General features: G+C 31.3%; 12 protein-coding genes. 6 read left to right on the top strand and 6 right to left on the bottom strand.

Going from position 1 to position 13,286, the window contains the following annotated elements; translation table 11 throughout:
- The coding region (locus tag B3R94_RS01685) for a hypothetical protein (RefSeq protein ID WP_291098182.1) at positions 1-257 on the top strand (257 nt) is incomplete at its 5' end.
- A gap of 124 nt (positions 258-381) precedes the next feature.
- Here the strand turns inward: B3R94_RS01685 and B3R94_RS01680 are convergent.
- Together B3R94_RS01680 and B3R94_RS01675 are read right to left on the bottom strand one after the other, a co-directional pair.
- Positions 382-816, bottom strand: a complete 435-nt coding sequence (locus tag B3R94_RS01680) for a hypothetical protein (protein WP_280051596.1) — start codon at positions 814-816, stop codon at positions 382-384.
- Positions 817-965: 149 nt separating this feature from the next.
- Positions 966-1,907, bottom strand: a complete 942-nt coding sequence (locus tag B3R94_RS01675) for an MBL fold metallo-hydrolase (RefSeq protein ID WP_291098178.1) — start codon at positions 1,905-1,907, stop codon at positions 966-968.
- Between the two features lie 121 nt (positions 1,908-2,028).
- Here B3R94_RS01675 and B3R94_RS01670 point away from each other — a divergent pair, with 121 nt between their 5' ends.
- The 3 genes from B3R94_RS01670 to B3R94_RS01660 all read left to right on the top strand — a co-directional run bounded on the left by B3R94_RS01670 (position 2,029) and on the right by B3R94_RS01660 (position 6,884).
- Positions 2,029-4,905, top strand: coding sequence for an alpha/beta hydrolase family protein (locus B3R94_RS01670; RefSeq protein ID WP_291098175.1), 2,877 nt, complete (start codon positions 2,029-2,031; stop codon positions 4,903-4,905).
- Positions 4,906-5,050: 145 nt separating this feature from the next.
- Complete coding sequence (locus B3R94_RS01665; RefSeq protein ID WP_115001049.1) at positions 5,051-5,581, top strand: YqiA/YcfP family alpha/beta fold hydrolase; 531 nt, start codon at positions 5,051-5,053, stop codon at positions 5,579-5,581.
- Between the two features lie 67 nt (positions 5,582-5,648).
- On the top strand, positions 5,649-6,884 hold the full coding sequence (locus B3R94_RS01660) for a porin (RefSeq protein ID WP_291098172.1): 1,236 nt from the start codon (positions 5,649-5,651) through the stop codon (positions 6,882-6,884).
- 270 nt (positions 6,885-7,154) lie between these two features.
- Here the strand turns inward: B3R94_RS01660 and B3R94_RS01655 are convergent, their stop codons facing one another.
- From B3R94_RS01655 to B3R94_RS01640, 4 genes are read right to left on the bottom strand one after another with little or no spacing between them, the layout of a single operon-like run.
- Entirely contained in the window at positions 7,155-7,514 is a 360-nt protein-coding gene (locus tag B3R94_RS01655; RefSeq protein WP_147280013.1) for a hypothetical protein, read from the bottom strand.
- Positions 7,515-7,531: 17 nt separating this feature from the next.
- Positions 7,532-8,737: an alanine dehydrogenase gene (locus B3R94_RS01650; protein ID WP_180904676.1), complete on the bottom strand. Its 1,206-nt coding sequence runs from the start codon at positions 8,735-8,737 to the stop codon at positions 7,532-7,534.
- 6 nt (positions 8,738-8,743) lie between these two features.
- Positions 8,744-9,148: a tRNA (adenosine(37)-N6)-threonylcarbamoyltransferase complex ATPase subunit type 1 TsaE gene (gene tsaE, locus B3R94_RS01645; protein ID WP_291098169.1), complete on the bottom strand. Its 405-nt coding sequence runs from the start codon at positions 9,146-9,148 to the stop codon at positions 8,744-8,746.
- Complete coding sequence (locus B3R94_RS01640; protein ID WP_291098166.1) at positions 9,149-10,702, bottom strand: bifunctional response regulator/alkaline phosphatase family protein; 1,554 nt, start codon at positions 10,700-10,702, stop codon at positions 9,149-9,151.
- Between the two features lie 276 nt (positions 10,703-10,978).
- Between B3R94_RS01640 and B3R94_RS01635 the strand changes: the two genes are divergently transcribed.
- Together B3R94_RS01635 and lpxD are read left to right on the top strand one after the other, a co-directional pair.
- The gene (locus B3R94_RS01635) at positions 10,979-12,169 is read left to right on the top strand and encodes an HD domain-containing protein (RefSeq protein ID WP_291098163.1); all 1,191 of its coding nucleotides are present in this window, start codon (positions 10,979-10,981) and stop codon (positions 12,167-12,169) included.
- Positions 12,170-12,256: 87 nt separating this feature from the next.
- The gene (gene lpxD / locus B3R94_RS01630; protein WP_038336109.1) at positions 12,257-13,282 is read left to right on the top strand and encodes a UDP-3-O-(3-hydroxymyristoyl)glucosamine N-acyltransferase; all 1,026 of its coding nucleotides are present in this window, start codon (positions 12,257-12,259) and stop codon (positions 13,280-13,282) included.
- Positions 13,283-13,286: the final 4 nt, after the last annotated feature.

The raw sequence follows: 13,286 nt of genomic DNA, 5'->3' as shown, positions 1-13,286 counted from the left end.
TTAGTTTTCTGAACCCGCGAATTCCAATATTTATTTTTGGTGCTGATGAAAGTAGTTATATTGTAAAATCATTTAAAGATATAATCAATAAATCTGAATATTCAAAACTTAAAGCTAATTTGATGATTTTAAATCACCCAAGTTATAATTCTTTGTTTGCTGCGTTTGGAAAAGTGATAATTTCTAAATTTGAACAAGATCAAGAAATTCATATAAATTATAATGAACTGATAGAAAAGTCAAAGAAAAATTGGTAATAAACCTGATTTCAATTGTTTATTCTAAGTATGTTTTTTTATAAAAAAAATCGGTGAATTCGAAAGAATAATAAGGTCAAATAACAAGACGAATTCACCGACAAGCTTTGAAGCGTTCGATTGATTAGATCTCAACTTCTCGTTCAGAATTTGCGCAATTGCTATGAACGATATAATCGATTAGTTTTCCATTTTCAAAACATAACATCAAATCCTCTTCATAAATTGATGTATGTGTCAATTGATTAAATTGTAATAATTTTCCTTGAGGAATTTTAATAATTCCAGAATACCAGCTCGCAAAAACTTCTTCTCTTCTCGGAAACAAATAATTCAATTCAACTTCATCCAAACCATCCAAATATCCTCTGAAATTAATCAAAAACAATTCGTCATTTCTCAATTCCCATTTCCCATAATATCCTCTCCAGCATGTTGGCGAAGGTGGAGTAAAATAAGGTGGATGATTTAATTCTCTAAAATAATGATGTAATGGTTGTTCGGCTATAATATATTGTTGGTTGTCGATTAATAAAATTTCTCCTATTTGCGCGATCATTTTTTCTTATGGTTTATTCAAATGTAAAATAGCCATTCGAATAAATGAAAAATCAATAGTGCTAATTTATCAAAATAATAAAAATTGACCGACTAAAATAAATAGTTGAAAATTATTTTGTCTTTAAATGATAAATTCGTATTTATTATTTATTTAAGAGTTATTCTTTCACCTTGTTGAGGGAAAATATAATTGATGTTATATGGATTATCTTTTAACAATTCGTCTTTAATTTTTTGCTCATAATCATCTTTTGGCTTGATATGAGTAACGATAATTGTTAAACCTTTCAACCTACTTTTTCCAACTTCTTTCGCTAATTCGTTTAATTCTTCGTTCATTAATTTGGGGGTTAAATGACCAAATAATAATTTTTCGGGTTGAGAATTCGGAAAAGAAACTTCTAACATCATTGTTTTTAATTTTCCTGATTTAATTTTAGGTGAAATTGCTTTCCAAATAGTTGATAAGTTTTGAGTTTTTTCGATACGATCAGCTCCTGTATCACCAAAATATAAGACTGCATTTGAACCATTTTCGACTAATATTGCCGAACTTTTTAAAGGGTTTACATGACTCAATTCGTAAATAGTTCCTGTAAAATTAGTTCCTTCTATTGTGAAAGGTGTTCCTATTTCTGCATATTTGTAGTAATATTTATTCAAAATTGGCGATTCACCTTCATTGGCAAAATTTGCCCAAGCATCATTGGTAAAATATTTATTTTTTAAAACTGAAATTGTTTCAGAAATACCATAAATAGGCTTGTTAGAATCTTCTGGAGAATTAATAATCATGCCTGAAAGATGATCCAAATGTCCATGTGAAATAAAATATCCTTTGATATAGTTTTTCAGAATTTTATTGTTTTGTTCTTCAAAAGTACCTTTCTCTATTGCTTTATTGATTCCAGAAAGAATTGTTCCTGCATCCAATGCTAAATAGCTGTTTGTTGTTTCTTCACCAATCAAATAAGATGAAAGATTGCTTTCATTGCTACCTCCATAAACACCAAGTGGAACAATCTGAATATTTTGTGCTGATGCAATCATCGAAATTCCGAATCCAATACTTAATAGATATTTTTTCATAAAAAGAATTTTAACAAAAATACAACTGAAAAGTATTATTAAACTAAAATATCCCCATAGTTTCTAAAAACTTTAGTATTTTCACATTTCTTTAAAAATTAACGCATAAAAATTAGTTAGAATGAAATCGAAATTATCTACTAAAATATTGAAAAATTATGCGACTCAACTGATGATGAAAAAAGCAATGTATGCAGCTGCAATTGCTTTATTGGCAACGAATGTTGATGCGCAAAAGAAACCATTAGATTTGACTGTTTTTGATGAATGGCAATCAATTGGAATGAAAGAATTATCGAATAATGGTTCGTGGGTTGCTTATCAAGTCAATGCACAAGAAAGTGATAATACATTGAATTTTTTTGGTTTGAAAACGGATAAAAATCTAAGTTTTCATCGTGGTGAACAAAGTGTTTTTACAGCAGATTCTAAATTTGCCGTTTTTAAAATTCGACCTTTTTATAAAGATTTGAAATTGGTTCGAATCAAAAAGAAAAAGGAACATGAAATTGCTAAAGATTCAATCGGAATATTAAATCTTGCAACAAATCAAGTCGAGAAATTACCAAATATAAAATCATTCAAAACACCGAAAAAAGGAGGTTCTCTTTTAGCTTATTTATTAGAAAAAGAAGAAACGAAGAATGATAAAAAAGACAAGTCAGATTCTACAAAAACGAAGGATAAAGTTGCAAAATCAGCTGGAAAAGATAAGAAAGATACGCCGTTAGAATTGGTGTTGAGAAATTTGATTTCAGGTCAGAGAAAATCATTCAAAAATGTGATGAATTATGAGTTTAGCGAGAATGGTAAGCAATTAATTTTTTCGACTAAACAAGAGAAAAAAGATAGTTTAGATAAAACTAAATATGGTGTTTTCTTAGTGAATACAGCAACGTTTGTTCAAAAACAATTGGTAGATACAATTGGTGATTTTAAACAATTTGCGTTTGATGAATTAGCAAATAAAGTCGCTTTTGTTGGAACTTCTGACGAAGAGAAAAAGGAAAATAAAACATATTATTTATATTATTCTACAACAAATAATCCGCAACAAATCAGGATATCTGAATTGTTAGGATTGAAAAAAGATTGGCAAGTTTCAGAAAATCGTCAACCAAAATTTAGCAAAGATGGAAATTCTTTGTTCATTGGTTTAATGCCGAAATTAGCAGAAAAAGACACAACTTTGATTGCTGATGATCATGCAAAAGTGGATGTTTGGAGTTACAAAGACGATTTTATTCAACCACAACAATTGAAGAATCTTGAGCGAGAGAAAAAACGTTCGTACCTATCTGTGATTGATTTATCGAATCCTGTAAAAGTGACACAATTAGCGGATTTGGATATGAATCAAGTCGAGATTTTGAACGAAGGAAATTCAAATTTTGCTTTAGGAACTTCTGATAATGCCTATCGATTAAGCTTGAATTGGGATGTAACAGGTCGTAAAGATTATTATATCATTAATACGAAAACGGGAGAGCGTGAATTATTTGCAAAAGCTTTGGCTGGAAAAGTGGAAATGTCGCCGAATGGAAAATTTGCTGTTTTTTATAATGCCGAAAATGGATTATGGTCGAGCTATAATATCGAAACAAAGGAAACAAAAGTTCTGAATAAAAAGCTGAAAGTGAAATTCTATGACGAAGAAAATGATTCACCAACTTTAGCGCAAGAATATGGAGTTGCTTATTTTACGGATAATGACGAAACGGTTTTAATCAAAGATCGATATGATATTTGGGAGTTTGATTTGGTTGGAAAACGTCGTCCAGAAAATATGACAAATGGTTTCGGTCGTAAACATAATATTACGTTTGATATCAATCAATTAAATGATGATATTAAAACAATTAATCGAGATAATTTAGTTTATTTAGGTGCTTTTAATAATCAGAATAAACAATCAGGGGTTTATCAAACAATCATTTCGAAAGCAAAAAATCCTGAAGAAGTTGTCATGTCGAATACTTGGGGAACGCAAAAAATGAAGAAAGCGTTGAATGCCAACGAATTTATTTATACAAAAGAATCGTTCCTAAATTCGCCTGATGTTTATGTTTCAACAAATTTTAAAGATGAGAAAAAGATATCTGCAATCAATCCGCAACAAAAAGATTATTTATGGGGGAATGGTGAGTTGGTAACGTGGAAAACGTATTCAGGTAAAGATGCAACAGGAGTTGTGTATAAACCAGAGAATTTTGATCCAAATAAAAAATATCCGATGATTGTTTACTTCTACGAAAAACTTTCGGATAATTTGAATCGTTATCAAGCGCCTGCGCCAACGCCTTCTCGTATTAATCACACATATTTTGTAAGTAACGATTACATTGTGTTTACACCAGATATTTCATATACAATTGGTCATCCTGGTAAATCTGCCGAAGATTATATCAATTCTGGAGTAGAAGCGTTGAAGAAAAATACGTGGGTAAATGGAAGTAAAATCGCTATACAAGGACAAAGTTGGGGAGGTTACCAAGTTGCACATTTGATCACTGCAACCAATATGTATGCTGCTGCTTGGACGGGTGCGCCTGTTGTTAATATGACTTCTGCTTATGGTGGAATTCGTTGGGGAACGGGTATGAGTCGTCAATTTCAGTACGAACAAACGCAAAGTAGAATCGGTAAAACGCTGTGGGAAGCGCCGGAATTATACATCGAAAATTCGCCTTTGTTTAATATGCCAAAAGTTACGACGCCAGTTGTAATCATGCATAACGACGAAGATGGTGCTGTTCCTTGGTATCAAGGAATTGAGATGTTTATGGCATTGCGTCGTTTAGGAAAACCAGTTTGGATGTTAAATTATAACGGAGATGATCATAACTTGATAAAACGTGCGAATAAAAATGATATTCAACAACGACAAGTTCAATTTTTTGATCATTATCTGAAAGATAAACCTGCTCCGAAATGGATGACAGAAGGTGTTCCTGCAATTAATAAAGGTATTGATTGGGGCTTTGATCTAGAGAAATAATTATAGTAAATATTTAAAAGCGACCAATTTGGTCGCTTTTTTTGTCAAAAGAATTTCTTACAACACAATTATATTGTTAAATTTACATTTCATGTATAATTAACTTATTGAAAAAGTTTAATTTAAAGGTTTAATTGCACTGAATATGAATACAAATAATCGACAAATTGTTTATATCCATGGACTAAATAGTTCGGCAAATTCAACTAAATTCAAAATTATTCTAAAAAATTATCCTTCAGCTATTTGTATTGAATGGAAAACGGAGGAGAATATTGCAACTATTTTATTTGAAGCTTACGAACATTTAAAAGGTTTGGTAAATGATTTGACAATTATAGGAAGTTCTACTGGAGGAAATTTTGGTTGGCAATTGCAACAAAAATTAAAGGGAAATGGAAAATCGAGTGAATTGATTTTATTAAATCCTTTGGTTGATGTGTCGATGAAAGTCGAAAATAATTTTCCAGAAAATCTTTCGCAATATTTAGTCGATATGAATCGTTTCGAAAATACAACGGTTTTTCTTTCTGTACATGACGAAGTTTTGGATTTTGAAAAACTAAAAACTTTCTTTGAAATTCAACAAAATATCTTTCCACAACAAATCGAAATCATAGAAATTGATGACAATCATCGAATACGTAACTTCGAGTCATTGTTAACGTTAATTTAATTTACGCATTACAATTATTTAATTTTATTAACTGCATTTTTGCACACGAATCAAGAAATAAATAAACATGAGGCAATTTTTAATATTAATACTTATTGTATTTTCAATCAGTTCGTATGCGCAAGTAAAAGATTCTACAGAATCTAAAAAGAAAACTGTACAGGATTTTAAGAATATGATGTCGCCTTATTACAGCTATGGTAACGGATTGGGAATTACTTCTCCAGATAGTCTTTATCAGGTCAATATTAGATTTCGTATGCAAAATCGCATTAGTTATAATCATAATGATGGAGAAGAAGATAATATTGATGGACAAATTCGTCGTTTAAGATTGCGTTTTGATGGATATATCGGAGATCCAAAATTTGGTTATTCGATGCAATTATCTTTTGCAGCAGGTGATGTAGGAAAAGCAGAAGAGGGTAAGAATACAAATATTATTCGTGATGCGATGATTTTCTATTACCCAAATAAACATTGGAGTTTAGGATTTGGTCAAACAAAACTTCCAGGAAATAGACAACGTGTTAATTCTTCTGGAGCATTACAATTAACGGATCGATCTATCAATAATGCAGATTTTAATATCGATCGCGATTTTGGATTTCAAGTCTTATACAATAAAAGAAATCAAGAAAAATTCTCTTATATTTTGAGAGGAGCTATTTCTACTGGTGAAGGGCGAAATTGGACAAGTTTTAAGGATACTGGTTTAGCTTATACAGGAAAAGTTGAGTTGTTTCCACTTGGAGAATTTACAAAAGGAGGGAGCAATTATGAAGGTGATTTAGTTCATGAACAAACACCAAAATTGATGCTTTCGGGAGCTTATAGTTATAATGATAGAGCGCATAGAACGGCAGGAATGTTAGGAGATGATATTGTAGGTGGAGGAACAGCTAATATAAAATCATTGTTTTTGGATGCGATGTTAAAATATCGTGGATGGAATTTGATGTATTCTTATATGAATCGTAATTCTGATAATGTGTTATTTTATAACCCTACAGATATTTCTGATTTTAATTATATCTATAATGGAGAAGGAATGGATTTTCAAGGTTCATACACATTCCCGAAACACTGGGAGGTGATAGGACGTTATTCAACTCAAACAGTAGATAAAGATATTTTTGAGTTTACGCCAAATACAAACCAATTCACATTAGGTTTGACAAAATATATTTGGGAACATGCGTTCAAATTACAAGCAGAGTTCACGTACGAACAACAAAAATTCTATAATTTGGAAAAGAAAAACAACTGGTACGCGCGTTTTCAGATAGAAATTGGAATTTAAGATATCTTATTGTAAATTAAATATCTTAGAATAAAATAAAGGTTTGATATTTGATAATATTTTATAAATTTGCAGTACAAATATCAACCCATGCAAGCCAATAAAAAAAGAAAAAGTTTAAACCGAAACGTAGAGTTCGGAACAAAAAAAGTACAGTTTAAAGATGTAATTATTGTCGCAATACTAATCTTTGTAATTGTTTTAGCAATTTTGAAATTTATAAATTAATTATAAAACAAAAAACCACTTCAATTGAAGTGGTTTTTTGTTTTATTTCTTTTTGATGGAAACTAATTTTGAATCTTCTTTGCAAATTTCTAATACAAAATCATAATCCTTTGTATTGTCTTTGCTTTTATAGTTTGCCAAATATTCTCTACAAGGAACTTGATCTTTTTTCGAGTGATCAAAATCAACTTTACTTCTTTTGAATAATTCTTTTTTCAAGAATGTCGAATCTAAATTTTCTGCTTTTAAAAATGCTTGAGCTTCTGGTGAAATAGCTAATCTTTTTGAAAAAGCTTCATCCAAAACTCTTGCATTTGGAAAGTAATTACATGAGAAAGCACGAGGTCCAAACGCCATAGCGACGAAAACTAACCCAATTCCAACTCCCATCAAATACTTCATAAATCTTTGCGTAAACGTCATATAATCAATAAATTAATGTCGTGAAATGGTAAATCAAACCAATCACATAAGTTCTTTTTTACAATTCTTCCTTTGTACAAATATACGCCATTTCTTATAGTTTTATCCGATTGTACCACATTCGCAAAACCAGATTCTTCTGAAATTTGGAATAAATACGACAAGAAATAATTGCTCAACGCTTTGGTAGAGGTGCGTGCGACGCGAGAAGTGATGTTAGAAACCGCATAATGAATTATATCATTCTTAATAATGATAGGGTGATCATGAGTTGTTAATTCAGATGTTTCGAAGCATCCTCCTTGATCAATACTTACATCAATAATCACAGCTCCAGCTTTCATATTTTGCACCATCATCTCAGTTACAACACAAGGTGTACGTGTTTCTCCGCGAAGAGCACCGATTGCTAAATCGCAACGTCGTAAAGCTTTTCCTAATTCTTTTGGATCTAATGTAGAAGTAGAAACTCGTTGTCCTATATTTTGTTGTAATCGTCTTAATCTTGTTAATGAATTATCAAAAACACGCACCGAAGCACCTAAACCTAAAGCTGTTCTTGTCGCATTCTCTGCAACCGTTCCAGCTCCAAGAATCACAACTTCTGTTGGCCGAACACCTGTTACACCACCCATCAAAATTCCGTTTCCTCCGTTTGTAGAAGACATCAATTCACTTGCAACCAAAATTGCCGTTGTTCCTGCAATTTCACTTAATAAACGAACGACTGGTAAATGATTTTGTTCATCACGAATAAATTCAAATCCAACAGCGTTTACACGTTTTGTAATTAATTTCTGAAAATATTCGCGTCTTAAAGTATTCGCCGGAACAGATGAAATAATTAACGCATTTGGTTTTACCCAGTCAATTTCATCTAAAGTAAGTGGACCAACTTTTAGAATAATAGGTTTCTCGAAAACAGCTTGCGTATTGTAAGAAATTTGCGCACCAGCTTCCGAATATTCTTTATCTGAATAATTTGCACCTTCTCCTGCTCCAGTTTCTATCGTAACTTGGTGTCCATTATTGACCAAAATTTCGACTGCATCAGGAGAAAGACAAATTCTTTTTTCTTGATTATTTGTTTCTTTTGGAATTCCAATATCAAAGCGTTCTTTCTTATGAGGAATCTCTAAACGCTCGGGTTGAGGAATAAGATCTTCCTGAGAAAAAGGCGTAAAAATATTTTTTCCGTCCATATACTATTAGCTAAAATTTAAATGACGAACGCCATCTACATTTTCCAATGTAATCGTGTGATGTTCATCTGATATAAAGTTAGCAATTTTATTTGGCCATTCCATTAAACAATATTGATTAGAATATAAATATTCTTCAATCCCAAAATCTAAGGCTTCATCTTCGTGATTTAGACGATAAAAATCGAAATGATAAACTTTTCCTTTATCTGTTTCATATTCATTAACAATCGAAAAAGTAGGACTCGAAACTTCATCATTTGTTCCCAAAGCTTTTACAAACTCTTTGATAAAAGTTGTTTTTCCAGCTCCCATTTCTCCTTCGAAAGTGATTAATTTATACTGAAGTTGATCGATTATTTTTTGAGCAACTTCTGGTAATTCGTCTAAATTATTGATGATAAATTCCATTTAATTTTTTGGTGTTAAAACAACCATTGGGATAATTATTTCCTCCAACGAAATTCCACCATGTTGGTAAGTGTTTTTGTAATAATTAACGAAATGATTGTAATTTTTTGGATACGTTAAAAATAAATTTTCTTTTGCAAAGATATACTTTGACGTAACATTAACCTTAGGTAAAAGGAATTTTTCTGGTTGCTCAACCGCCAAAACATCTTTCGGATCATATTGCAATTGTTTCCCCAATTTATAACGCAAATTTGTACTTGCTTCTTTGTCACCAATTACTTTTGTAGGTTCCTTTACGTAAATTGTTCCGTGATCGGTTGTTACAATAATTTTCATTTTTTCTTGCGCCGCTTTTTTCACAATTTCCATTAAATATGAATTCTCAAACCAATGTTTTGTGATCGAACGATACGTTTTATCATCACGAATAATTTCGCCAACAATTCTGTTGTCCGTTTTTGCATGCGAAAGAATATCGATAAAGTTGTAGACAATTACATTCAAGTTATTCTTTTTGTAATTATTAAAATCATCTGCAATTTTTTTCTCGAAATCAGAATTTAAAATTTTGAAATAATTATATGATAAATCGCCAAAACCAAGACGTTTTAATTGTTCTCCTAACAATTCTTTTTCGTACATATTTTTATTTCCTTCGTCGGTATCATTCAACCAATATTCAGGATATTTTTTCTCAATTTCCAAAGGCATTAAACCCGAAAAGAACGCATTTCTCGCATATTGAGTTGCCGAAGGTAAAATACTATAATATAAATTTTCGGTTTCTGAATTATAATAACGATTGAAAATTGGCTCAATAACTTTCCATTGATCGTAGCGTAAATTATCAACCATAATCAATAAAACATTTTGGTCTTTCCCGAGATGAGGTCGAACTAATTGATTAAAAATTGTGTGTGATAAAACGGGACGGTCTTCGTTGTCATGCAACCAATCTTCGTAATTACGTTCTATAAATTTGAAGAAAGCTGCATTTGCTTCACTTTTTTGATTTTCGATGATTTGAGAAAGTGCTGTATCTTCGATATTTTCAAGCTCAAGTTCCCAAAAAACTAATTTTTTATAAATCTCTTGCCAATCTTCAAAATCGCGTGCATTCATCATATCCATTGTGATATTTCTGAATTCCTGTTGATAATTAATCACTGTTTTTTCAGAAATAATTTTCGATGCGTCCAAAATCTTTTTCAAACTCAATAAAATCTGATTTGGATTAACTGGTTTAATCAAATAATCTGCTATATGTGAACCAATTGCATCTTCCATGATATGCTCTTCTTCACTTTTTGTGACCATAATAACAGGAAGGTTTGGACGCAATTCCTTAATTTTTGGTAAGGCTTCCAATCCACTCAAACCTGGCATGTTTTCGTCGATTAAAACCGCTGCAAAGCTCTCTTTTTCTATTTCTTCTAATGCATCAGTCGCATTATTTATCATTGTTGTATCGTATCCTTTTTTCTCTAAAAAAAGTTGGTGTGGTTTCAATAAATCGATTTCATCATCAATCCATAAAATTTTTATAGCCATTTGTTATATTTTTATTTTTTATATTGATTTCTACTTTTAGAATTATTCCAAATATAGCGATTACGGAAATGTTAAAATCAAAATTGTATGTTAAACAAAATTGTAGTTTTCCCAAAATTTGCGATGATTATTTAGCATAAATAATTCCAAAAATGATTTTTATCTAAAATATTTTATAAAAACCATTCTTAATCAAAAAAGTAACGTTCTGAATGAGTAAAAATTCTTATCTTTGCCGACAAAACAGTACGTTTGAATCCATTAAACAATAATAAGTTGAAGATAGTAAATGATCCAGTTCATGGATTTATTACGATTCCAAACGAGCTTATTTATCAGATTATTCAACATCCATATTTTCAGCGACTTCGTAGAATTACGCAAACTGGATTAACAGAAATGGTTTATCCAGGAGCGAGACATTCTCGTTTTCATCACGCTTTAGGTTGTATGCATTTGATGCAAAAAGCCTTAAATATTCTCAAAAGAAAAAACGTCGACATTACTCCAGAAGAAGAAAATGGAGCTTTAATCGCGATTTTATTACACGATTTGGGACATGGACCTTTTTCTCATTCTCTTGAACATTCTATCATTAATGGTTCGCATCACGAAGAAATTTCGCTTCGTTTGATGGAAGAATTGAATCAATTTTTTGATAATCGATTAACTTTAGCTATTCAGATTTTTAAAGGAAATTATCCGAAAAAATTCTTGTCGCAATTGGTTTCGAGTCAGTTGGATTGTGATCGCATGGATTATTTGAAGCGAGATAGTTTTTACACAGGAGTGGTAGAAGGAAATATCAATCCAGAAAGAATTATCTCGATGATGAATGTCTCGAATGATGAGTTGGTGATAGAAGCAAAGGGAATTTCGTCGGTCGAGAAATTTTTGATGGCGCGTATGTTTATGTACATGCAAGTGTATATGCACAAGAAATCGTTTACAGCAGAGAATTTTTTGATTAGCGTTTTGAGAAGAGCGAAAGAATTGACAAAAGCGGGAGAAAATCTTTTTGCAACGTTTGCTTTTAAATACTTTTTAGAAGAAAATGAAGTTGGAAGTTTATCAAAAGAAGGTTTAGAAATTTTTACGCGTTTGGACGATTCGGATGTTTTATCAGCGATTAAAGAATGGCAGTTTCATGATGATTTGATTTTAAGTAAATTATCAAAAAATATCATTCAGCGTACATTACCAAAATCATATTTGATGGATACAAAATTATCCGAAGAAGAAATTTTGGTCGAAAAAAATAGAGTAGAAAAAGCTTTAGGAATTGATGATGCAAGTTATTTTGTGGAACAAACAACGATAAAAATTGTTCCGTACGAAAAATCAAAAAGTCCGATAAAGGTTTTATATAAAAATGGTGAGGTAAAAGAAATTTCGAGTTCAGAAAAAAGTTTGTTAACGCAATTTTTGCAACAAGAAATTACAAAATATCATTATCATAGCGTTTAAATAGTGATTTGAAGAATTTGACAAAAAAGTTAAATAACTTAAATAATCATTTTATAAATTTAAGAATAATTATTAGTTTTGCAGACTATGAAATTTAAAGCTGCAGAGATTGCGCAATTATTGCAAGGAACCGTAAAAGGTGATGCAAATGTAGAGGTTTCCACATTATCGAAGATAGAGGAAGGAAAAGAAGGTTCGATTTCGTTTTTGGCTAACCCGAAATACGAGCATTTTATCTATACAACAAACGCTTCTATTGTGATTGTGAGTAAGGATTTTGTGGCAACAGATTCTATTTCGTCTACATTGATTGTGGTTGAAGATGCATATCAAGCCTTTACACAGCTATTGCAGTATTACAATACGATAAAAAATAATAAAGTTGGGATAGAAGAATATACGAAAGTAAATTCTACTGCGCAACTAGGAGATAATGTATATGTTGGAAGTTTTTCTTATATTGGAGCTAACGTTTCGATTGGGAATAATGTAAAAATATATCCAAATGTAACGATTGGCGATCATGCTAAGATTGGTGATAATACCGTTCTACATTCGGGCGTACAAGTGTATGAAGAGTGTGAAATTGGTCAAAATTGTATCATTCATTCTAATGTTGTGATTGGTGCTGATGGTTTCGGTTTTGCGCCAAATCCAGATGGTTCTTTCGAAAAAATTCCTCAAATAGGAAATGTTTTGATTGAAGATAATGTTGAAATTGGAGCAGGATCAACAATAGATAGAGCAACAATGGGATCTACAATTATTCGTAAAGGAGTAAAATTAGATAACCAAATTCAAATTGCTCACAACGTTCAAATTGGTGAGAATACTGTTATTGCTTCGCAAAGTGGAGTAGCAGGTTCTACAAAAATTGGACGCAATTGTATGATTGGAGGTCAAGTTGGTATCGCAGGTCATTTGACAATCGGAGATTTTGTACAAGTACAGGCTCAGAGTGGTATTAATGGTGATGTAGAAAGTAAAACGCAATTGTATGGTTCGCCAGCAATGGAAGCGTCAAGCTTTAGAAAATCATATGTACATTTTAGAAAGTTTCCAGAAATTGTGAAACGAATCGATAAATTAGAAAAAGAGAACAAACAAAAGTAAAAGT

Origin of the sequence: Empedobacter sp. UBA7611, assembly GCF_002484365.1 — a bacterium.
Classification (GTDB): domain Bacteria; phylum Bacteroidota; class Bacteroidia; order Flavobacteriales; family Weeksellaceae; genus Empedobacter; species Empedobacter falsenii_B.
The sequence above is the reverse complement of the archived record's forward strand: the minus strand, read 5'-3'. Positions and strand labels throughout refer to the sequence as shown.

Coding starts and splice junctions, on each gene's coding strand:
- lpxD (WP_038336109.1), top strand. CDS start 12,257: ATGAAATTTAAAGCTGCAGAGATTGCGCAATTATTGCAAGGAACCGTA.
- B3R94_RS01650 (WP_180904676.1), bottom strand. CDS start 8,737: ATGGACGGAAAAAATATTTTTACGCCTTTTTCTCAGGAAGATCTTATT.
- B3R94_RS01670 (WP_291098175.1), top strand. CDS start 2,029: ATGAAATCGAAATTATCTACTAAAATATTGAAAAATTATGCGACTCAA.
- tsaE (WP_291098169.1), bottom strand. CDS start 9,148: ATGGAATTTATCATCAATAATTTAGACGAATTACCAGAAGTTGCTCAA.
- B3R94_RS01680 (WP_280051596.1), bottom strand. CDS start 816: ATGATCGCGCAAATAGGAGAAATTTTATTAATCGACAACCAACAATAT.
- B3R94_RS01655 (WP_147280013.1), bottom strand. CDS start 7,514: ATGAAGTATTTGATGGGAGTTGGAATTGGGTTAGTTTTCGTCGCTATG.
- B3R94_RS01665 (WP_115001049.1), top strand. CDS start 5,051: ATGAATACAAATAATCGACAAATTGTTTATATCCATGGACTAAATAGT.
- B3R94_RS01675 (WP_291098178.1), bottom strand. CDS start 1,907: ATGAAAAAATATCTATTAAGTATTGGATTCGGAATTTCGATGATTGCA.
- B3R94_RS01660 (WP_291098172.1), top strand. CDS start 5,649: ATGAGGCAATTTTTAATATTAATACTTATTGTATTTTCAATCAGTTCG.
- B3R94_RS01640 (WP_291098166.1), bottom strand. CDS start 10,702: ATGGCTATAAAAATTTTATGGATTGATGATGAAATCGATTTATTGAAA.